The 21,960-nt window shown below is 43.5% G+C and carries 19 protein-coding genes; 11 read left to right on the forward strand and 8 right to left on the reverse strand.

The features are described 5' to 3' along the window. Positions 1-188: 188 nt before the first annotated feature. On the forward strand, positions 189-3,350 hold the full coding sequence (locus R8269_RS03150) for a chitinase C-terminal domain-containing protein (protein ID WP_258477001.1): 3,162 nt from the start codon (positions 189-191) through the stop codon (positions 3,348-3,350). A 97-nt stretch (positions 3,351-3,447) separates the two neighbouring features. Here R8269_RS03150 and glgC read toward each other — a convergent pair whose 3' ends face one another. The 4 genes from glgC to R8269_RS03170 form a co-directional block, all read right to left on the reverse strand. Beyond that, positions 3,448-4,665, reverse strand: coding sequence for a glucose-1-phosphate adenylyltransferase (glgC, locus tag R8269_RS03155; RefSeq protein WP_033906540.1), 1,218 nt, complete (start codon positions 4,663-4,665; stop codon positions 3,448-3,450). Between the two features lie 537 nt (positions 4,666-5,202). Continuing rightward, the gene (locus R8269_RS03160; protein WP_258477000.1) at positions 5,203-6,951 is read right to left on the reverse strand and encodes a formate--tetrahydrofolate ligase; all 1,749 of its coding nucleotides are present in this window, start codon (positions 6,949-6,951) and stop codon (positions 5,203-5,205) included. Positions 6,952-7,187: 236 nt separating this feature from the next. Continuing rightward, positions 7,188-8,492: an inosine/guanosine kinase gene (locus R8269_RS03165; RefSeq protein ID WP_005376376.1), complete on the reverse strand. Its 1,305-nt coding sequence runs from the start codon at positions 8,490-8,492 to the stop codon at positions 7,188-7,190. A 232-nt stretch (positions 8,493-8,724) separates the two neighbouring features. Then, positions 8,725-9,195, reverse strand: coding sequence for a CreA family protein (locus R8269_RS03170; RefSeq protein ID WP_005397614.1), 471 nt, complete (start codon positions 9,193-9,195; stop codon positions 8,725-8,727). Between the two features lie 145 nt (positions 9,196-9,340). Here R8269_RS03170 and R8269_RS03175 point away from each other — a divergent pair, with 145 nt between their 5' ends. Together R8269_RS03175 and R8269_RS03180 are read left to right on the forward strand one after the other, a co-directional pair. After that, a complete protein-coding gene (locus R8269_RS03175) occupies positions 9,341-9,850 on the forward strand; it encodes a flavodoxin (RefSeq protein ID WP_169628835.1) in 510 nt (169 codons plus the stop codon). 195 nt (positions 9,851-10,045) lie between these two features. Then, complete coding sequence (locus tag R8269_RS03180) at positions 10,046-10,714, forward strand: HAD-IA family hydrolase (RefSeq protein ID WP_047103569.1); 669 nt, start codon at positions 10,046-10,048, stop codon at positions 10,712-10,714. Positions 10,715-11,144: 430 nt separating this feature from the next. Here R8269_RS03180 and R8269_RS03185 read toward each other — a convergent pair whose 3' ends face one another. Next, positions 11,145-12,575 (reverse strand): methyl-accepting chemotaxis protein, encoded by a 1,431-nt coding sequence (locus R8269_RS03185; RefSeq protein ID WP_213898345.1) that lies wholly within the window; start codon positions 12,573-12,575, stop codon positions 11,145-11,147. Between the two features lie 314 nt (positions 12,576-12,889). On the opposite strand from R8269_RS03185, the gene R8269_RS03190 reads away from it, so the two are divergent. The 3 genes from R8269_RS03190 to R8269_RS03200 all read left to right on the forward strand — a co-directional run bounded on the left by R8269_RS03190 (position 12,890) and on the right by R8269_RS03200 (position 15,074). After that, on the forward strand, positions 12,890-13,063 hold the full coding sequence (locus R8269_RS03190; protein ID WP_005376381.1) for a hypothetical protein: 174 nt from the start codon (positions 12,890-12,892) through the stop codon (positions 13,061-13,063). A gap of 81 nt (positions 13,064-13,144) precedes the next feature. Then, entirely contained in the window at positions 13,145-13,747 is a 603-nt protein-coding gene (locus R8269_RS03195) for an ACP phosphodiesterase (RefSeq protein ID WP_033906543.1), read from the forward strand. Between the two features lie 67 nt (positions 13,748-13,814). Next, the gene (locus R8269_RS03200) at positions 13,815-15,074 is read left to right on the forward strand and encodes a DEAD/DEAH box helicase (RefSeq protein WP_005376383.1); all 1,260 of its coding nucleotides are present in this window, start codon (positions 13,815-13,817) and stop codon (positions 15,072-15,074) included. 27 nt (positions 15,075-15,101) lie between these two features. Here the strand turns inward: R8269_RS03200 and R8269_RS03205 are convergent, their stop codons facing one another. Next, positions 15,102-15,890: an EAL domain-containing protein gene (locus tag R8269_RS03205; protein WP_258476999.1), complete on the reverse strand. Its 789-nt coding sequence runs from the start codon at positions 15,888-15,890 to the stop codon at positions 15,102-15,104. Between the two features lie 187 nt (positions 15,891-16,077). Further along, entirely contained in the window at positions 16,078-16,710 is a 633-nt protein-coding gene (locus R8269_RS03210; RefSeq protein WP_005376385.1) for a hypothetical protein, read from the reverse strand. Between the two features lie 183 nt (positions 16,711-16,893). Between R8269_RS03210 and R8269_RS03215 the strand changes: the two genes are divergently transcribed. The 3 genes from R8269_RS03215 (at position 16,894) to R8269_RS03225 (ending at position 18,416) form a co-directional block, all read left to right on the forward strand. Continuing rightward, positions 16,894-17,136: a DUF2164 domain-containing protein gene (locus R8269_RS03215; RefSeq protein WP_005376386.1), complete on the forward strand. Its 243-nt coding sequence runs from the start codon at positions 16,894-16,896 to the stop codon at positions 17,134-17,136. A 174-nt stretch (positions 17,137-17,310) separates the two neighbouring features. After that, entirely contained in the window at positions 17,311-17,850 is a 540-nt protein-coding gene (locus tag R8269_RS03220; protein ID WP_005390157.1) for a cytochrome b, read from the forward strand. Beyond that, entirely contained in the window at positions 17,847-18,416 is a 570-nt protein-coding gene (locus R8269_RS03225; RefSeq protein ID WP_017634178.1) for a YceI family protein, read from the forward strand. Before R8269_RS03220 ends, R8269_RS03225 begins: the two co-directional genes overlap by 4 nt. Positions 18,417-18,553: 137 nt before the next feature. Here R8269_RS03225 and focA read toward each other — a convergent pair whose 3' ends face one another. Beyond that, positions 18,554-20,005, reverse strand: a complete 1,452-nt coding sequence (focA, locus tag R8269_RS03230) for a formate transporter FocA (protein WP_186585330.1) — start codon at positions 20,003-20,005, stop codon at positions 18,554-18,556. Between the two features lie 301 nt (positions 20,006-20,306). Here focA and R8269_RS03235 point away from each other — a divergent pair, with 301 nt between their 5' ends. Both R8269_RS03235 and R8269_RS03240 read left to right on the forward strand, forming a co-directional pair. After that, complete coding sequence (locus tag R8269_RS03235) at positions 20,307-21,212, forward strand: LysR substrate-binding domain-containing protein (RefSeq protein WP_005376369.1); 906 nt, start codon at positions 20,307-20,309, stop codon at positions 21,210-21,212. Positions 21,213-21,440: 228 nt separating this feature from the next. Beyond that, a complete protein-coding gene (locus R8269_RS03240; RefSeq protein ID WP_017634175.1) occupies positions 21,441-21,923 on the forward strand; it encodes a DUF1097 domain-containing protein in 483 nt (160 codons plus the stop codon). Positions 21,924-21,960 lie beyond the last annotated feature (37 nt).

The following is a 21,960-nucleotide window of genomic DNA, read 5'->3' on the forward strand; positions in this document are numbered from 1 at the left end:
TGCCAAATAATAGGTACGTTGTTGCAATCATTTAGTGGATTGTTGCGAGGCGGTGTGGAAAACTCGTAAATAGATAGTGTGAAATCACCAACTTGTACTTAAGTTATTTTACGTCGAAATAAAAGTATAGATGCGCTTCGTTTAGCGCATTTAGTATTGTTTTAACAATAACTTAAGGAAGAGCGATTATGCACCTTAAAAACGGCAACGCAGTGAAAAACGTGTTCACACTAAGCACACTCACCGCTTCTTGTCTTATGGCCTTCAATAGCTACGCAGCAGTTGACTGTGCCCCTCTAGAAACTTGGCAATCATCAAAAGTTTATAACGGTGGCGACCAAGTTCAGCATGAAGGTAATGCTTATAAAGCGCGTTACTGGACGCAAAACAACAATCCAGCGCAATCTGGTGAGTGGGGCGAGTGGGAAACACTTGGCGCTTGTGATGGCGCTGGACCGGTTGATCCACCTCAGAATGAAGTCCCGACGGTTACTCTGACATCGCCTTCTGCGTCGGCTTCTGTGACTGCGGGTGATGTTGTTAACCTAGCTGCAGATGCGGCAGATACTGATGGGACTGTTAGCAAAGTAGAGTTCTTTGTTGATGGTATATTAGTTGGTCAGGCAACGTCTGCGCCGTATGCTGCATCGTGGACAGCAACTGAAGGACAGCACGAGTTCTCTACCAAGGCCTATGACGATGCAGGTGCCGTTAGTACGGCAAGTGTTGTGACGTTAACTGTGGCATCAGCGCAACCTGGTAACGAAGCGCCGACAGTGGATGTCGCGCTTTCTGCGACCTCTATTGACCTGGGTGGTTCCGTCACACTGACTGCAAATGCTACGGATGCGGATGGTACCGTTTCTAAAGTTGATTTTTATGTTGCAGGTGTACTTGCTGGCACTGCTACAGCAGCGCCATACACGCTGGATGTAACCCCTTCACAAGCTGGCTCATTAAGTGTTTATGCGAGAGCTACCGATGATGCTGGAGCAACAGCAGATTCTGCACTTGCGACGTTAACGGTAAACGGCGGCGCAGTGACATCTAATTGTCGTCCTGATGGTCTTTATCAAACAACGGGTGTAGATGTTCCTTACTGTTCTATTTATGACGAAGAAGGCCGTGAGAAAATGGGGGCTGATCACCCACGTCGTGTAATCGGCTACTTCACCAGTTGGCGAGCAGGTGACGACCCACAATCGACTTACCTTGTTAAAGACATTCCTTGGGAACAACTTACTCACATTAACTACGCGTTTGTGAGCATTGGTTCTGACGGCAAAGTAAACGTTGGCGACGTTAATGATCCTAACAACCCTGCTACAGGTAAAACTTGGCCAGGCGTTGAGGTAGATCCTGCTCTTGGTTTTAAAGGTCATTTTGGTGCACTAGCAACTTACAAGCAAAAACATGATGTTAAAACGCTAATCTCGATTGGTGGTTGGGCTGAAACGGGCGGTCACTTCGATACGAACGGCGATCGTGTAGCTGATGGTGGCTTCTACACCATGACGACGAATGCGGACGGTTCTATTAATCATGCTGGTATTGAGAAGTTCGCAACTTCAGCCGTTGAAATGATGCGTCAGTACAAGTTCGATGGCCTGGATATCGACTATGAATACCCGACGTCAATGGCTGGTGCTGGTAACCCTTACGACAAAGACTTCATGGAACCACGTCGTCAGTATTTATGGGCGTCTTACCAAGAGCTGATGAAAGTATTGCGTGAGAAACTTGATGCGGCATCCGCGCAAGATGGTATTCATTATATGCTGACTATCGCAGCACCATCTTCAGGTTACTTGCTACGTGGGATGGAAACCTTCGATGTAACTAAGTACCTAGACTACGTAAACATCATGTCTTACGACTTGCATGGGGCTTGGAATGATCACGTTGGTCATAACGCGGCTTTATTCGATACAGGTAAAGACTCTGAGCTAGCGCAGTGGAACGTATACGGCACTGCTGCATACGGTGGTATCGGTTACTTGAACACAGACTGGGCTTACCATTACTTCCGTGGCTCTATGCCAGCAGGTCGTATCAACATTGGTGTTCCTTACTACACCCGTGGTTGGCAAGGTGTTACTGGTGGCGACAATGGCCTTTGGGGCCGAGCGGCACTACCAAACCAAGCAGAGTGCCAACCGGGCACAGGTGAAGGTGAGAAGAACAACTGTGGTCACGGCGCTATTGGTATCGACAACATGTGGCATGATACCGACCCTAAAGGAAACGAAATGGGCGCTGGTTCTAACCCAATGTGGCATGCTAAGAACCTAGAAAACGGTATTTGGGGCTCTTACGCAGCTGCTTACGGTCTCGACCCTGTCAACGATCCTTCAGATAAGTTTGTTGGTACTTATACCCGTCATTACGATAGCGTTGCTGTGGCACCTTGGTTGTGGAACGCAGAGAAGAGCGTATTCCTATCTACGGAAGATAAAGCTTCTATCGAGGTGAAAGCCGATTACGTTATCGATAAAGAGATCGGCGGTATCATGTTCTGGGAACTAGCCGGTGACTACAACTGTTACGTACTGGATGCAAATGGTAATCGTACGGCAGTAGATGCCACTGAACAAGCTTGTGCGGCAGGTAATGGTGAATACCACATGGGTAACACTATGACCAAAGCTATCTACGACAAGTTTAAGTCTGCGACGCCTTACGGTAATAAAGTAGCGACTGGTCCAACACCAACTGAAGCAGTAGACATTACTGTTAGTGTTGGCGGCTTCAAAGTTGGCGATCAAAACTACCCAATTAACCCGAAAATCACGTTTACGAACAACACTGGTCAAGCGATCCCTGGCGGTACTGAATTCCAATTCGATATCCCAGCATCTGCGCCGGACAACGCGAAAGACCAATCAGGTGGTGGTTTGAAAGTGATTGCTTCTGGACATACTCGAGCAAACAACATTGGTGGCTTAGATGGCGTAATGCACCGTGTGTCGTTCTCTCTACCAGCATGGAAAGACTTGCCAGCGGGCGGCACTTACGAGCTTGATATGGTTTACTACCTACCAATCTCTGGTCCGGCTAACTACTCAGTGATTTCTGGTGGTAAAGAGTTTGCGTTCAAGTTTGAACAGCCAGATCTACCAATTGGTGATCTCAATGCGGGCACGGGTGGTGGTACCACTGAACCAGGTACGTGTGATACGACAGGTTTAGTGACATACCCAGCTCTGCCACAAACGGATTGGGCAGGTAATCCAAGCCACGCTAACCAAGGTGATAAGATCATCCACAACGGTGTGGTTTACCAAGCGAACTGGTGGACAGCGGCTGAACCGGGTACAGATGGTAGCTGGTCAACGGTATGTAACATCTAATTATTATGGATTATTTGTTATAGCCTAATGTTTACAGGCACTTAAACAAAAGCGCACGATGATTATCGTGCGCTTTTTTGTTGTGATAGTTTGTCGTTTAATCGAATTGGTAACTTTCGGGTATGACGACAATACCTTTGTCTGAGATTTTAAATCGCTTCGCATCTTCAAGTTTGTTGATGCCAATTTGAGTATGTGGCGGAATACGAACATGTTTATCAACTATGCAGTTGACCAACTGACTTCCTTCACCGACTTCTACGTCATCAAAAATGATGGAATCGACTACCGTTGCACTATCTTGAATGCGTACGTTAGAGGAGATTATGGAGTGCTGTACTGAGCCTCCGGAATTGATGACACCGGTAGCAATGATGGAGTTAATAAAAATGCCTTCATTACCCGTGGCCGACGATACAGTACGAGCTGGTGGAAACTGCGGCTCGTAAGTACGAATCGCCCAATTGGACTGATAAAGGTTCATTGGCGGCACAGGTTCTAGTAGATCCATATTCGCTTCATAGAAGGAGTCAATGGTACCCACGTCGCGCCAATAGCAATCTTTATCGACGCGCCCTTTACTGCCACAGAATTGATAAGCGTAAACGGATTCGGTATCAATCAGCTTAGGTATGATGTCTTTTCCGAAGTCATGGCTTGATGAATCGAGTTTTGAGTCTTCTTCAAGCGCTTCTTTCAAAACATCCATATCAAAGATATATATTCCCATAGAAACAAGGCTTCTGGTCGCGCTTCCAGGAAGAGTAGGTGGGGTTTCAGGTTTCTCTATAAACGAAGTAACGAGCCCGTTTTCTGCGGTGCCCATTACACCGAATGCTGAAGCATCCTCTACGGGAACATCCATACAGGCAACGGTGAGCTTAGCACCTTTCTCTTTATGCTCTTCAAGCATTGCAGCGTAGTCCATTCGATAGATATGATCGCCGGATAACACAACCACATACTTTGCATCATTTCGCGATAGCAACCACATGTTGTGATAAATCGCATCGGCGGTTCCTTCATACCATGCACCACCTTTGCGCATTTGTGGTGGAACAGCAGTAATGTACTCGCCTAGCTCTGGATTGAATATCGACCAGCCGTCTCGTAAGTGTTTTTGAAGTGAATGAGATTTATATTGGGTTAAAACAAGGATTTTGCGTAAACCCGAATGTAAACAATTGGTTAGTGTGAAATCTATAATTCTATATTTTCCGCCAAAAGGTACGGCTGGCTTGGTTCTGTCATCGGTGAGTGGGCTGAGTCTAGACCCCATCCCTCCTGCTAAAATTACGGCGAGTGCGTCTTCCATAGTATTCCCTTTCCCTTTTCTGACATGCATCAAAACGGTGCTAACCTGAAGGAGGTGGTATGCAACGCAGAGGTTTTGAAAAGCATGTGCTAATGTGCTTATTAGTGAAAAGTCTACTACAAGAATCGAGCCATAGAATATCTCCTTAAAAATCAAGGAGGTTAAAATTTCACTGTAAGACAACTGCACCATATTAGTGAAGCGCTAAATAGCCCGTGCATCAAATTGGCGCAAAATTGTAGAAAGGAGAGGTCAACAAGTATGGATTTACAATGTAAAGTGGCGACAAAACAAGAAGATAAATAGGGTTTTCTAGCTTAATAACTATGGCTAAACAAGGCTTAGGGTTAGCGTCTTAACTCTAAAGGTCTAAAACAGGCGCGTTGATGTAAGGCAGGAGAGCTTTGTATCAACAATTCAAGAGTAGAAGGCCTGAGACAACTCTTTTCACAGTTGTTGAGAGTGAGTGGATAGGTAAGTAGACCACTCACTTAATGAATATGCTCACTTCACTGATAGCGATACGTTATCACTGCACTAAGAGAGACCGATGATATTTCCTTCATCATCAAGATCTAAATTCATAAATGCGGGTTTATCAGGTAAGCCTGGCATCGTCATCACGGTACCAGATAATGCATAAACGAATCCTGCGCCCGCACACAAGCGCAGCTCGCGGATTGGGACGGTAAAACCAGTTGGTGCGCCTTTGACTGCGGAGTCCGTGGTTATAGATAGTGGTGTCTTCGCGATGCAAACCGCTAAGTTGTTAAAACCTAGATTTTCAAAATGTTTGAGCTGTTCAGTCGCGATAGGAGTCATTTCTATATTGGTTGCTCCATAGCCCGCTTCACATACTGCCATGAGCTTTTCGAGTAATGATTGCTCTTTGTTGTATAACGGACAAAACTCTACAGGCGTGGTACACGCATCAATAACATGTTGAGCTAGTTCCGTTGCGCCTTGTCCGCCTTGCGAAAAAGCGGTGCTGATGGCTACTTTAACTTCGGGATTAAATTGGTGAATCAGATCTTCAAGAGCTTTAAGTTCTTTCACACAATCTTGTGGAAACTGGTTAATGGCAACGACAGCAGGTAAACCGTATTTATGAACGTTATTTATGTGCCATTTTAAATTTTCAAACCCAGCCTCCAATGCTGCTTGGTCCGGATTAAAAATGGAATCTGGAACAGCCATACCTGGCCGTAAATCGTAGTGTCCGGAGTTCGCTTTGAGGCCGCGTAATGTTGCTACGATCACTACACAGTCCGGGGCTTTGTTGGCGGCAGCAGCTTTAATGTTACACGCTTTCTCAAATCCCATATCCGAACCAAAACCGGCTTCAGTTACCGTGTAACCTGACAGTTTTAGCGCAATATCGTCCGCGATAATGGATGAATTTCCATGGGCGATGTTTGCAAATGGACCTGCATGGATCAACGTAGGAACACCTTCTAGAGTTTGCATCAGTGTTGGTGCAATCGCCTCTTTTAGTGTTACTGCCATTGCTCCTGCAACTTGTAGATCTTCCGTAGTGACGGGGTTTCCGTTCAAATCGTACGCTACGACAATTTTCCCAATACGTTGACGTAAATCTTTTAAATCTTTGGCTAGTGCAATGATAGCCATTAACTCAGAAGCGGCTGAAATATCGAACCCTTCGTCACGCTCGAAACCATTGATGGTTTTTCCTGCATCATTGAGGCCAATTTTGACTTTACGTAGTGCACGATCATTATGGTCCATCACTCGTTTCCAAGTAATACTTGCCGTATCGATTTTAAGTGCTCTTAACCCGGTGCGTGATTCAAAGGCATCATAACCCTCGCGTTGCTCATGGAACAAGCGAGCGTCAAGAGCGGCTGAAGCAAGGTTGTGCGCCGCTGTCACTGCGTGAATGTCACCAGTAAGGTGTAAGTTTAACTCTTCCATTGGAGCTACTTGAGAATAACCGCCGCCCGCTGCGCCACCTTTAATACCGAAGACGGGTCCCATCGAAGGTTGCCTTATACATGCAATAACAGATTGATTAAGCTTTGCTAAACCTTGCGCCAGTCCTATCGTCGTAACGGTTTTTCCTTCGCCAAGAGGAGTCGGCGTGATAGCAGTGACGAGTACAAGTTTACCGTCATCATTTGCTTTGAGTCGTTCCAAACATTTTGGGTGGACTTTGGCTTTGTGCTTCCCGTGAGTGTCATACTCTTCGGGCAATAGTCCTACTTTTTCCGCGATAACATCAATAGAAAAAAGTGGTGTGTTTCGGCAAATTTCGATATCTGACTGCATGGAGAATCCCCAAAGTGGCACACGGGTAGCGTTGAAAAACTACCTGAGTTATAACGAGTATTATTGTGAGGCAAAGGTCTGCTTGGTGATGGTACTGTTTCGGTTAGGCTTGTAAAGAGTTTACTGCTTCGTATTGTGCGACATACTAACGAAATCTACTCGTTATAGTGCTAGATAAAAACAAAAAGGCCACCAAATGGTGACCTTGATATATTTTTAGCTTTAAAGCTGTCGTTTTAACGATCCCAATAAGTCTCTTCTAAGCTATCTTCTCGTTCAGGAAGCGCTCGCGATAGGCGAGGAGAGTGCTGCGTCAACACTTCATAGCTTACTCGGTTTGCGTATTTACAGATCTGAGAAAGCGAGGAGTAGGTTAAGCATCGTACTTCGTGCTTTTCTGAGTTAGGCACTTCTTTTTGGTGGAAAGAGTTTGCTGCCATGTCATGCAGTAAGGCTGAAAGGGCTGCATCACCTGCACCATTAGTGTTCTTAATCTCTAATGGTCCACCAAGGTAAGGGCCGATGTGAGAGTAGACCTTCATTGGGTTTTGACAGTCTTCTTTACGCATCGCACGACTAAACTCGTACTGGTTAAAGGCTTCGAGGGAGCTTTCAAGGATGTCGTGTGTGGTTTCTCGTTTTACTTTCTCGTCGGTGTAACCAGCCATGTACAGACCATTTGGTCCTGCCGTACACAGTACGAGATCAACCCATTCAAGTGCTTTATCAGCAGCAGCTAGCGGCTCTGTTTCACCTGTTAGCGCCGCACCTTCTTCTTCATTCATAGCGACAACAGAAATGTTTTCGCGAATGTATTCTTGCCACCACTGTGCGTTACCTTCGATAACGTACTTTGTCCCTAACGTAAGTACAACAGGGACATCGTGCTTCTTAGCAAAGTCGATCGCTCTTTGTACCGCTTTAGGCATTGGATCTTCTTCTTTACCACGCATTAGGTAAGAAGAAACAACCAGGGCTGATGCTTTCTCAAAGATCTCTTCAGGAATGCTTTCCGGAAGTAGTTGATTCATATGACCTTCGTTGATAGCAAATGTACGCTCACCGTCTTGAGAAATTAGGGTGTAGCAGCGACCAATAGGGCCATCTACCGTTTGTAAATGGTTAAGGTTCATGCGTGAAGACGTACGGCAAAGGTAGCGGTAAGCAAAAGAACCGACTTGAATGTTCTTAGACATCACACCGAGCAAAACGGATTTGCTATCGGCTAAAACTGAGTAGTTGTGAAGAGTATTGCCAATCGTGTCACCTGGGTATTGGTGTGTGATCAGGCCTTGCTCAACCAGTTCTTCGTAAAGTGCATCTGCTTTGCTTTCTTCAAGAACGAGCGAATGTCCTTTACTCAGGTTGTATTTCTCTAAAAACGCGTCATCTACACGTGCTTCGATATCTACAATGGTTTGACCGACACCAACAATAGTTGGGCGATATAGCTTAGGTGCCTGTCGGATTTGGTTTACTAATGGATCTCGAGCGTGAGTTGGGAAGTAGTGTTTAGATTTACGCTGACCAGGAAACTTCATGCTTGTTCTTGAGTGAGAAAAAAAGAGGCGGGATTGTATCACAAAAAAATGAAAATCGTGGCGATTTATTACAAAGAAGTCTGCTCGCTGAAAAAATCAGCGAGCTGAGTAAATAGCAACCAAAGCAGCTGCAATTTATGACGCTTGTCGTATTGCAATGGGTTGTTTTTTAAACTTGTTGCTCAGCAGCGCCCGGAAAGAGCCTGCTCCGCGCTAACTAAATTTACCCGCGTTACTTTTTCACTTCAGTTGGCTCAACGTAAGCCTTGGTACCCCAAAGTGGGACTGTCGAAAGGCTATGCTTAAAGCTACCATCGGTCTCTTTTGTTGTATAAGACAAGTAGAGTAAGGTTTGGTTATCGGCATCATAAATACGGCGAACCTTCATTGTTTTGAAGAAAATGCTTTTTGACTTCTTAAATACAATTTCACCGGACTTACTCTTATCTATTTTTGCAATCATTTCCGGTGTGATTTCGCCAGTCTGACGACATGATATTGAGCTATCACTTGGATCTGCTAAGCTGAAATCCGCTTCGATAGAGGCGATGTGACATGTGACACCTGTTACCACCTCGTCTTTCAACTCACCGACTTTGATGTCTTTCAAAGTAAACCAACCGAGCCCCACGTCAGCAACATCGTTATCTGAACAACCAACTAGAGTAGTAGCAAGCAATGCACTTAACAGCATCTTTTTCATTATTTTTGTCCTTAACTAGGAAAGATATTGATGAAATCTATCAGAGGTTTGCACCTAAAACAAAATTTAGCCACGGAAAGGTCTATGTGCGCTAGGTTTGTTGCGGGCTTCATGCTAATGTACTGCTCTAAACGAAGGTATCAAGATGAATGAACAACAGTTAGCCAGTATCGAGCGTAAAAATACATGGCTGTATGATCTGGTCGAAGTTGAATTTCCGACACCAGAGAGTTTGAAAGGGCGCGATGTCTATTTCAAAACGCTAGAAAAAGCAACGTATCAAGTAGTCGACAAAGACACACTACTGGAAAGTGACTCTGAATTTAACCCCGACGATATTTTTCTGGTCGATTTTCATCGACTGACCATTATGTTCTCTATCTTGCAATCTCAGCGCTGGAAACAGCAGTATGATAAAGATATGATCATTGAATATCTGACACAGATTATCCTCACGCCAGATTTTGAATTATATGTTGGTTTTAAATCTGGAGTCCCAATTGGTGCTGCTATTGTTAGCCATCTCGAAGGAAATACACTCATCTCTGATGTTGCTGTTTCTGAATCAAAATACAAAAGCTCGTTTGTGGCTGATCTGGCTAAAAGACTAAGCACCGAGCAAAAACTGTTAGACTCAGTGGTTATCGAAAACTAACTTACACATCAATGTGCATAAAAAGTAAAGCAAGATGACGTTGGGTGATCTTGCTTAGAAAAACTGTAATTGCTCCCTTCTATTTCCATGAAATGCCAAGCTCGTCGTTTCAACAATCCCAAACTCAAATAAGATTAATCCAAACATTCTTAAAATCAGCTTGGGCTTGAGCCTTTAAGACGTCTGGAGATGGCTATGGCAATTACCAATATTAAGTGCGTGATATTTGACTGTGATGGTACGTTGGTCGACAGCGAAAGACTGTGTTGCCAAGCGCTCGTCAATGTATTTAACCAGCATGGGGCTGAGTTAACGATGGAAGAGTGCGTTTCTCACTTTAAAGGAGGAAAGCTCGCAGACATCCTTTTAGATACTAAAGAATTGAAAGATATCAAAGTCCCAATTGATGTTTTAGAGCCGCAATACCGAGAAGAAGTCCAGTCTCTTTTTGTGCGTCACTTACAGCCGATGGATGGCGCAAAACGATTAATTCAGTTTTTGGATTCGCATAATATCGAATATTGTGTGGCGTCTAATGGACCTAAAGATAAAATTGAATACGCTTTGGAGTTAACCGGTTTACTCGATGCTTTCCGAGGGAAAGTGTTCTCGGCATTCGATGCGAATAGTTGGAAGCCTGAGCCCGATTTAATCATGTACAGTGCTATGAGCATGGGCTTTTTACCAAGTGACTGTCTTTATATTGATGACACGCCTAAAGGAGTTGAGGCGGGACTAAACGCCGGTATCAAAACGGTGCAGTTATTTAATGGTGAAGCTATCAATCGTGTTGATGACGAGCGTGTAATTCGCATCCATCATTTAGATGAATTAAAAGAGCAGCTGTGTGGCTGCTCTGTTTGACCTATTAATGGCAAACCGGACTTAAGCTGTGGATGTGCTTAAGTTTAGACTGTAGGTAAGGCGTTTGATGTAGACATTGGATAGATGAGAAGTTTTTTGTATGAAATCCGCAAGCAGCGCATGTGAATTTCTCGCCATCCGATGAAATGAGATATTCATCTCCTTGGCAGAGTGGGCAATTCAGATTCTCTATGTCTTTTGTGTCTTTGTAATTATTCATATTGTTTTCCAGCAGCAAATTGGAATTGGCAAGATCAAGCATAGCGGAACGCTTTGTTTAAGAACATTATTTCATCCGGTACAGCGAGAACTTGAGATTCACTTCAAATATCCACTTGGATGTCGTAGAAAATATCGAAGGTAATAGTTGAACACGGTTTAAAGAAAAGGGCTCCTTAAGGAGCCCTTGTTGATCATAAGTTCCACAACGTTATGCGGTGCGGTAGCGTTGTAATATCTCACCAAGAGAAACGGAGGCTTGCGTGAGATTAGCGACGCCAGCGGTAGATTGCTCCGCCACTTCTCTGATTGTGCTTGATTGACTACGAATTTCTGAAAGTTCCGATGCAATATCGTTAGCAACTGCGCTTTGTTCTTCAGCAGATGTGGAAATCTGAATGCTCATGTCCATTAATGAGCGTGCTGACTCGGCAATAGAGGTAACATCATGGCCGATTTCATCAATAAGCTGGCTGCTGGTTTGAGCTTGCTGAACGGTTCGGTTGGTGATTGAAGCAATGTTCTGGCTCTCAATTTGAAGCTTCTCAATCATGGCTTGGATCTCTACTGTTGCCTGTTGAGTTCTGCTTGCTAATGTACGTACTTCATCGGCAACCACTGCAAATCCACGACCTTGTTCACCAGCACGGGCTGCTTCGATTGCTGCGTTTAGCGCCAACAGATTAGTTTGTTCTGAAATGGCGTTAATCGTTGTGATCACGTCATTAATCTGCGTCGTATTCTCGTTTAAATTGGTTACTGACGTAGAGGCTTGTTCAATATAGCTAGATAACGTCTCTATCTCGCCAATCACGTTTTGTACACGGCTTCTGCTTAGTTCGATCTTCTGGGCATCTTGGTCTGACTGCGTCGTTGCTTGTTGAGAAATACTTGATACCTCCTTTGCAGAGGCTGTCATTTCCTCCATTGCCGTCGCGACTGAATCAAGCGTTTGATATTGATGAGATATCTGGGTTTCACTCAACTGCATATCTTTTTCGAATGCAGAAGATGTCTCGCTCAACATCGTTGCATTATTTTTAACACTATTAACCAGTTCACTTAAGGTATCCATAGACTTGTCTAGCGCACAGCCGATGGTACCGAATTCATCTCGACCTGGATGGAAACCAAGACGAGAGGTTAAGTCACCGTCACCAATTTTTTCGGTTGTTGTATATAAAACCCACAGAGCTCCTCCGATAAACGTTGCCACCCAGTAAGAGAATAGGGCAAAAGGAATAACCCATAAGAAGCTGAGTAATAGTGACGATAGAGCTGATGATTTTAACGATTCGTATTGTGTGGACACATTTTGAGTCAGCTTAATCACTTCCCCAGAATGCAACTTGGCATAAGCGGTGACAGACCCATCGACAAAAGAACTCTCGCTTACGCGGTTCGATTTCGATACGCCGTCAATTTCTGTAGCGCGGTTTGATTGAGCATCAACGATACCAGAAAGCTTCGCTTCGCTCGACGAGATGGCTTGCTGCTCAAATTGTTGTATTTCATTGAAGTAGCGGCTTCCAGCCACTGAAGTGAGGGCTACTAAAAATAGTAGGAATATAACCCACATTTTGTCGTTGATAGACATCTTGATAAACAGCCTGTCTATCGTTCTAAACTCAACTTCTCTCATTTAAAGCTCCATTAGAGATAAAAGATATTGACCAAATCTATTGCTATATCGAAACAAAATATGCGAAGTTAATCAGCAAAATATGTAACGAATACTAAATTTAGTTTAAGAAATGAGATCTAGGGACGCCTATAACAGTATGTTATATCTTTAAATTGACATGAATGTTGATAAAAGAGTCATTTCTCTAAAGTGTTGAGCGGATATGAAATCTAATTGCAATCGTTTACTTTTGATTATGCTCATAGGTTTTTAAATCTTTACTTCTCGCTGTCATGAATGTGTCATATAAAGACTATAAAAAGGAGTTGCTGATGTGGATATGGCAAGAGTCAGGCCGTCAGCAAGTAAAAGCAAGAGAGCTTAAAATAAAGGAGGTCACAATGAGCGACCAATACCAAAACGATGAGAGCCTAGAGCTGCTAGATGCGCTTGAAATTGGCATTATCTTGTCGGAATACGTTGGCTCAGACAATGAAGCCGAATAGCGGAACACTCTCATCTCGTCGTAATTGACGTTATACTAGGTTCATGTCACACCAAGCCCTAGAGGCCAAAACTGGCGTCGAATGAACTTTCTAGCCCACCTGCATATCGCAGATCACAGTAACAGCCATTTATTGGGAAACTTGCTTGGAGACTTCGTAAAAGGAGATCCAAGCAAGCTGTATGATCGCGATATCTCAAATGGCATCAGATTACATAGATTTGTTGACCGTATTACAGACCATCATCCAATCGTCAACGAATGTAAGCCTCATTTCACTGGTGTTGCGCGACGTTTTGCACCTATCGCTTTGGATATGTTTTGGGATCATTGCCTCGCAAAACACTGGAACGACTTTCATTCCGTGCCTCTCGAACACTTTGTCCAAACGGCATACGAGAGAGTAAACCGAGAGGTTCATGAACATTTGCCTCCACGTTTTTTGGTGCTCCACAGCAGAATGTGGCATGGCCGATGGCTTCAATCCTATCAAGATCTAGACAATATAGAATTTGCACTACATCGGATGTCGCAAAGAAGTCCTAGAATGGCAGACTTAACCACAACATTTAAAGTGATTGAAAGTGATTACACCGAATTAGAAGAGAAGTTCTCGTCACTTTATCGAGATGTTTTGCGCCAGTCGTATGATTTTCAGCAACAGCTTAATGACTCAACTCAATGAGATAGAAAAGTAGTATGGCTTTAGGGGCTCTGGTAAACTCTGCGCTCCAAAAATAATGAGGTTACACATGTCTGTTAATTTTGCTGATTTAGGCATCGAACAAAAGCTAATCGAGACGCTAGGCAATCTAAATATCGTGACGCCAACACCAGTGCAAGAAAAGTCAATTCCACACGTCCTTGCAGGAAAAAACTTACTTGCTGCTGCACAAACTGGTACGGGAAAAACGGCTGCGTTTGGTTTACCTATCATACAAACCGTTCAGCAAAAGAAACTTAACGGCACACCTCAAGCATTGATTTTGGTTCCAACACGCGAGCTTGCACAGCAGGTATTTGATAATTTGAATCAGTACTCGGCAGAAACAGAACTTCGCATTGTGTGTGTTTATGGTGGTACAAGCATTGGCGTACAAAAGAGAAAGTTAGAAGAGGGCGCTGATATTTTGATTGCCACGCCAGGCCGCCTTTTGGATCACCTGTTTAATGGTAACGTAAACATCTCTAAAACCGGTATGCTCGTGTTAGACGAAGCCGACCGTATGTTAGATATGGGATTTTGGCCTGACTTGCAGCGCATCTTCCGACGTTTGCCTGCTGAGAAACAGATCCTATTGTTCTCTGCGACATTTGAGAAGCGAATCAAAACTATTGCGTATAAACTCATGGAATCGCCAGTTGAAGTCGAAGTTTCACCAGCAAATACGACTGCTGAAACGGTAACACAAATGGTTTATCCAGTGGATAAAAAACGGAAACGTGAATTGCTAGCGTACTTAATTGGCTCGCGGAATTGGCAGCAAGTGCTTGTATTTACAAAAACGAAGCAAGGCAGTGATGAATTAGCGAAAGAGCTCAAGTTAGATGGCATCAAAGCGGTTTCTATCAACGGCGATAAATCACAAGGCGCCCGCCAAAGAGCTTTGGATGAATTTAAACAAGGTAAGGTGCGTGCTTTGATTGCAACCGATGTGGCAGCACGAGGGTTAGATATTCAAGAGCTAGAACAAGTCGTGAACTTTGATATGCCATTCAAAGCAGAAGATTATGTCCATCGAATTGGCCGCACTGGAAGAGCAGGAAAGTCAGGTTTGGCGGTTTCTCTGATGAGTAGAGATGAGGAGTACTTGTTGCAAGCTATCGAGAACCTGCTTGATCAACGCTTACCCCAAGAATGGCTGGCAGGTTTCGAACCAAGTCTTGTAGAAGAAGTTGAGCCTGAACAAAATGGGGGTGGGCGTCGTCGTAGTCGTTCATCTGAGAAGCGTAAGCTAAAAGCAAAATTGGCGATTCATAAAAATCGTGGTAAATCACGTAGCTCTCGCTAAACCGCGCAAACTTTTGTTCTTACATAGTCAGGCTGTTTTTGCCTCTTCATAGACGTCTAACGTTTGGGGGATAGCAAGTAGGTACCCTTGATACATATCGAAACCGAGCTTTTTCATTAAGCGAAGTTGATGCTCGGTTTCAATTCCTTCGATAACGGTTTTAGAGCATAACGCTTTTGCGAGTGATAATGCATCGTTAAGCGCTTTAAAATCACCGTTTTCATACCTTAGCAATAAAGAGCGATCCATCTTGATTATATCTGGGCAAACGCTTCTCACTCGCTCAGTTGTCGATGCATTGACGCCATAATCGTCAATCGCTAATTTAAATCCTTCAAGACTTAACTCCCGAGCAGCTTGAGACAAAGAGAGTTCATCCTCCACCTTCAATTCAAGTAACTCCATGACGATTTGTTCATTCATCAAATGCGATTCATAAATGGTTTGTTTTAGCAGTCGGTTATACGTGATGTCTTTGACTAGTATCTCTGCCGCTACCGGTAATACATTGAGAAACAATTGTTTTGTGTGAAAGCGAGACTGAGAGAAATTTTTGATATGGATTAGGCGACTTAAGCGTTCAACATTGAGCAAATCTTGAGTGGGAGTCGCTTTGGATTGGAAAAACTGATCTGGCCTAACCATGTTGCCATTGGCATTGCTAATTCTTACCAGTGCTTCAAGGCCAACGATGGAAATATCGTTCTTATATATGGGTTGAAAGACACTGCGGAGAGTGAAGTTCGCGTATTTCGCAATATACTGCCCGTTGGCTTCTTTCCGGATGCAACTAAGTAGTTGCGAGATGCTCATCATTGTTACCACAACCTAAATCAATGTCTCAACATCAGCGTTATCGCGCTAATTTTTCTATTTCATTGGCAATGAATCTAAGTGTGCTCATTAACTCAAGCAAGAACGATGGTAATGGATGGGTAGTTTTGTCGAGTGATATCAAACAAATTGATGAAATAATTGATAATCTCAGCACTTCAATTTGATGCTACCATTGCAGTACGGCATACAACTGCAAATATTTTCTGACTAACTGCTGTTTGTTCGAACGCCGTAAAGGATGCCCAAACTTAATGTAACAAGGGCTAATACCGAATCGAGTGTCCAACGATTGCGTGAGTTGCGACTCGCTGGTGTACAGTGTGATTCCTTGTTCTGTGTATTCGTTGATCTGATCGGGTAGTTCACCCATCCACCAATGAAGCAATTCTCGGCTCGTTTTGCTGCGACTTATCCAATGATCACAAACCAAAAAGAGTAGGTCATTAGGCTGTAAGGCATAGCCATATTCACTCTGCCATTCCGTAATTGATGAGAGTAAGTTTTCCCGGCAAGATTTTCCGGCACTGACCATATGGTGACTCAGAACCCAGACAGTGCCGATGTCGGATGAAATTCGATAGTGATGGGGAAGGTCTGGAGAATCCAACACTTCGATTGGCTTTATCACGCAGTTGTATCCAAAGTGACGAAAAGTATGTTCCATCCTTCTTGAAAACGCGAGACCAAGATGATGCTCACTCATGCCTTGGTTATGCACCGCAGGGTAATGCTTTTCACACAGCTTAAGACAGTCGTCTTGAAAATCATTAACACTTTGAATAACTAGGTCGAGTAGCAAAGAATATCCCTTAATAATTACAAAACGAACTGCAAAAGGTTAGCATAGTCTTTTGAGAATAGACTAATTTACTTCGGCAACTTCTTGATCTAAACACCAAATTTCTCACAAATGACCGTGTTTAATCTTTAATAGAGCAACACGAAAGAAGCAGAAGTTGAACAAAAATTTGAAAGGGAAAAAATGATAAAGCTAGAACGCGCACAAAAAGAGGCGTTGGCCACCGCCATTCAAGATTACATGCAAGACGAGCTAGATGTTGAAATTGGCCAGTTCGATAGTGAGTTTCTAATTGATTTTATTACAGAAAAACTAGGGGTAATTTATTATAACAAGGGTGTTGAAGATGCTAAGTTACTGGTTGAACGCAGAATGTTAGAAGTTTCCGAAGAGCTGTATGAGATAGAACAAGAAATTAAGCTGTAAGTTTCAGTTTTACAAACGATTTAAAGTTCCTTCAAAAAATTCGAACAACTTGATAGATACGGTACCATTGGCTGGATGTAAATGATGGTAAATAATCTGTTTCATATGACGTAAATAGGTTAATGTAGTGTTTCTTGCTCAGCATTAACTTAGGAATATATCTAGGAACTTGAGATGGATACACTGGTAAAGAATTACAACCTTACTGCACGCGTGATGCATTGGTTATCAGCGCTGTGCATTATTGGTCTATTTGCAGTGGGTTTGTGGATGGTCGACCTTAGCTATTACAGCGAATGGTATCGAACTGCGCCGCATTACCATCGCTCTGTCGGTATTTTACTCGCTATTTTAACTTTGGCACGCATCGTATGGAAACATGTGACGGCGTCACCAAAGGTAGAAGGCAAACGTTACGAAGTGCTTGCTGCTAAAGCAGCGCATGGTGTCATGTACCTACTATTGGTCACCATCTTTGTTTCAGGTTACCTCATTTCAACGTCTGATGGACGCGGCATCGAAGTGTTTAATTGGTTCACCGTGCCAGGAGCGGGAGAGTTATTCCCAGGCCAATCAGATATTGCAGGTGAGATTCACTTCTATGCAGCTTGGGCAGTCATCCTGATTGCAGGTTTACATGCTATTGCTGCACTAAAACACCACTTTATCGATAAAGACAACACATTAAGAAAAATGTTAGGAGCTTCAAAATGAAAAAGTCACTTTTCGCTACAGGATTAGCTATCGCTATGGCACTGCCATTTGGTGCGCAAGCTGCAGATTATGTCATCGATACCAAAGGTGCTCACGCTTCAATCAACTTTAAAGTTAGCCACTTGGGTTACAGTTTCATCAAAGGTCGTTTCAATACATTTTCTGGTGACTTTTCTTTTGATGAAAACAACATTGCTGACTCAAAAGTAAATGTTGTTGTTGATACAACCAGCCTAGATTCAAACCATGCTGAACGTGACAAACACATTCGTAGTGGTGACTTCATCGATGCTGGTAAATACAGTGAAGCAACCTTTACGAGCACAAAAGTGGTTGATAAAGGCAATGGCAAACTAGATGTAACTGGTGATCTAACGCTACACGGTGTTACTAAGCCTATTACTATTGAGGCTGAATTCGTTGGTGCTGGCAGTGACCCATGGGGCGGCGAGCGCGCTGGCTTTGTTGGCAACACTCGCCTAGAGCTTGCTGACTTTGACATCCCAGTAATGGGTGCTTCAAGCTACGTCGATATGGAACTTCATATCGAAGGTATTAAGAAGTAATTAGTTCCTTTTAGATACACTAAAAGCGCTCTTCACTTGAAGAGCGCTTTTTTATTATCTTAATCACATCACTAACATCGATAAACCAGTCAGTGATAGCGATTGAAAGCCAATAGACGTTGTAAATGTTTAGCGAATTACGCTGTTTCTAACTCGCTTTTTTCCACTAGGTTTAAACGCTCACCAAAAATCGGGCGTAGTGCTTTTAATACTTCAGTACGAGTAACCACCCCGACCATCTGCCCATTTTCAAGCACAGGAAGCACTTGTGGCTTACTTACTTTGATACTTTTAGCGCGTTCTTCGAGAGACAAAGACGTCAAGCGAGTGGCAATACCCATACTGCTCGCTGGGTACAACTGCTCTTTATCGATACATAGGAATTCCACAACATCAACGAGGCGATCACCAGCGTCAATTGCGACCACATCTCGGCTCATGATGTCGACGACTTTTTGGTCTTTCACCGGAATGTAGTCCTCACACCATAGTTCTACCATCACATCGTGAGCAGAGAAGAAGCCAACTAATCGATTTTGTACGTCTACAACAGGTGCGCTCGTTACGTGATTATCAAGTAACACATCCAGCGCGGCTGCAATTGGCGTTTCTGCACGAATGGTGACTGGTTTTGGGTTCATAATGTCTTTAACAAAAGAGGCATTTTTCATGGTGAAATCCTTAACTGACGACAGTGTTGTAGTTGTAGTGATAGAAGAAATATTCGCTGCTTTTAGTTCTGGTCGGCGAAAAATACACCAGTTTGAAAGGCCAACTAATACCGCTCCGCCGACGATGTTGCCAAGCGTGACAGGAATTAAGTTAGCGGTAATAAAGTGGCTAATGTTTAGGTCTGCGTATTGTGACGCAGGCATACCGACAGATGCCCAAAAAGATTCAGGTGCAAAATTCGCGATAACAATACCAAGTGGAACCATAAACATGTTCGCAACACAGTGCTCAAAACCGCTGCTGACAAACATTGCCACAGGCAAAATTGTCATTGCTGCTTTTGTCATTGCATTTGCAGAACTAAATGTTAGCCAAATCGCTAGGCAGACCAATAGGTTACAGAGAATGCCGAGTGCAAACGCTTGAATGAGAGTGTGGTGAAGTTTGTGTTGTGCGATGTTAAGCGCATTTAATCCCCATTGACCGCCATCCATCTGATAAAGACCAGCAGCAGTAACCAGCGCAAGTAGGAACATCGCACCAATAAAGTTACCAACGTAAACTTTGCCCCAGATCGAAAGCATCTTACCGAACGAGATTTGCTTATTGGCCCAAGAAATACTGGATAGGACGGAGCTGGTAAATAATTCACCACCGCAGATCACTATGAGGATCAATCCCATGCTAAATGCGAGTCCACCAGCTAGGCGGCTCAAGCCCCAACCAGCGCCCGTACTGCCGGTGGTCACCGTGATGTAAAACAAGAATGCTAACCCGATGAACGCGCCGGCCATAATCGCGAGGCTTAATGTCATACTGCTGGTTTTGTTTGCCTTACTTAACGCAAACTTTTCCGCTTCAACCATCATCTCTTTTGGAGAAAAATACTGGTGATTTTGAGAACTGGTCACCGCCATATTGACTCCTTAATTTGTAATCGCATAAAAAATCCTTGGTTATTAACTCAAAAATGAAATTGTTGTTTTTATTAAGAGCCTCAACGACTTCGGTTTCAAAACCATTGAGGCTTGCGGTGTTCCCGAACCGCGTAATCAGAATAGGGAGAACGGTTAGTAAGGTAAAATTGATAATATTTAGAAACCTCATCAAATTAATTGATAACTTTACGGGGCCAGGTAAAATGAACTCTATTGCTTATTGGGGCATGCTTTAACAATTGTGGGGATTGGGAAATACCCACTAATAATGGAGGACACTTTGCGCTACTCACTTAAGCAATTAGCGGTTTTCGACGCAGTTGCAGATACCGGCAGTGTAAGCCAAGCCGCAGAAAAATTGGCTTTGACACAATCAGCGACGAGTATGTCGCTTGCGCAATTAGAGAAGATGCTTGGCAGGCCGTTGTTTGAGAGGCAAGGCAAGCAAATGGCGTTAACCCATTGGGGGATGTGGTTACGACCAAAAGCAAAACGCTTGCTACAAGACGCATTGCAGATTGAAATGGGCTTCTATGAGCAACATTTATTGAGTGGTGAGATTCGTATGGGAGCGAGTCAAACACCAGCAGAGCACTTAGTTCCCGACCTTATTAGTATCATTGATAATGACTTTCCAGAAATGCGTATTTCCCTCGGTGTACAAAGTACAAAAGGGGTGATTGATGGGGTATTAGATTACAAGTATGACTTAGGGATTATTGAAGGGCGCTGTGATGATAACCGTTTACACCAAGAAGTATGGTGTCGTGATCATCTTACTGTTGTCGCAGCTTCTCATCATCCTTTTGCTCGTAATCAGTCTGTTAGCCTTGCGCAGTTAGAGCAAGCGAAGTGGGTACTAAGAGAGCATGGCTCTGGCACACGAAAAACATTTGATAGTTCTATTCACCACCTTATTGAAGATTTGGATGTGTGGCGCGAATATGAACATGTTCCGGTATTACGTAGTTTAGTTGCTAATGGTCAGTACCTTACTTGCTTACCGTATTTAGATGTAGAGCGATATATAGAAGCAGGTCATCTTGTGGCATTAAATGTACCTGAGTTAAAAATGGAAAGGACGCTTTCATTTATATGGCGTTCAGATATGGCAGAAAACCCATTAGTCGACTGCATTAAAAGAGAGGGACTGCGAATGATGAAAGGGAAGCCTTCAGTTCTTTAAAGGTTGATTAAACATTCCTACGAGATGAGTTGGGTTTATTCCCTAAATCTGTTGATTTATCGGTTGCGTCAAACTTTTAATGTAAATTGTGAAAATAATAATATCTTATTGTGATCAATATCACCGATAAGCTGAGCTGATGTATCTAACATGTGTCCTTGATTTCAATGTATGAAGGCAGTTATTGAACCATATAGGTACGATAATAGCCGAGCAGGTATGACTACCATGACGACACTTTTAGCTATTTCTATCACTACTGGAATTTTATCTGGCGTATGGGGTTGGATCGCCATCTCTTTAGGTTTGCTTTCTTGGGCTGGTTTTTTAGGTTGCACGAGCTACTTTGCAGCGCCAACGAGCGGATTGAAAGGACTAGGCATCAGCTTAATCACCAATATGACAGGCGTATTCTGGGCAATGGTAATTATTCACGGTTCCACTTACGTGGGGTTGGAAATTATTGGCTATGTGATTACCGCTATTGTGGCATTCTTCATGTGTATTCAAGCTAAACAGGCTTGGCTCGCGTACATCCCTGGTACTTTTATTGGTTCATGCGCAACATTTGCGGCTGACGGAAACTGGCAACTTGTTATTCCATCGTTGTTGCTAGGTGGTGTGTTTGGCTATCTAATGAAAGCGACAGGGCTATGGTTGCATACGAAATCAACCGCTACTTCATCTTCGCTTGCTGAGCAAGCACAGTAGTGAACCCCCGATCTTATTGGTATCCACTGTGTATTGA

This window comes from Vibrio sp. Vb0667 (assembly GCF_033391095.1).